The sequence below is a fragment of the Desertibacillus haloalkaliphilus genome (assembly GCF_019039105.1).
In the GTDB taxonomy this organism is placed as follows: domain Bacteria; phylum Bacillota; class Bacilli; order Bacillales; family KJ1-10-99; genus Desertibacillus; species Desertibacillus haloalkaliphilus.
The window spans coordinates 1-340 of sequence record NZ_JAHPIV010000510.1 but is presented as its reverse complement, the minus strand read 5'-3'; the positions used below and the strand labels follow the sequence as shown (position 1 = coordinate 340).

Annotated in this window: 3 tRNA genes; all 3 read left to right on the top strand. The window is 55.9% G+C overall.

Going from position 1 to position 340, the window contains the following annotated elements:
* The first annotated feature begins 77 nt into the window (after positions 1-77).
* The 3 genes from KH400_RS23050 (at position 78) to KH400_RS23040 (ending at position 340) form a co-directional block, all read left to right on the top strand.
* Positions 78-152: transfer RNA gene (locus KH400_RS23050), tRNA-Gly, on the top strand.
* Positions 153-156: 4 nt separating this feature from the next.
* Positions 157-231 (top strand) — tRNA-Cys (locus KH400_RS23045).
* A gap of 20 nt (positions 232-251) precedes the next feature.
* Positions 252-340 (top strand) — tRNA-Leu (locus KH400_RS23040).

Genomic DNA, 340 nt, shown 5'->3' with positions numbered 1-340 from the left:
GCTATAGCCAAGCGGTAAGGCAGCGGATTTTGATTCCGTCATGCGCTGGTTCGAATCCAGCTAGCCCAGCCATTTTTGCGGAAGTAGTTCAGTGGTAGAACACCACCTTGCCAAGGTGGGGGTCGCGGGTTCGAATCCCGTCTTCCGCTCCAATAAGGCGGCATAGCCAAGTGGTAAGGCACGGGTCTGCAAAACCCTTATTCCCCGGTTCAAATCCGGTTGCCGCCTCCAATAAGATATTGGAAGTCCTCGCCGGGGTGGTGGAATTGGCAGACACACAGGACTTAAAATCCTGCGGTAGGTGACTACCGTGCCGGTTCAAGTCCGGCCCTCGGCACCA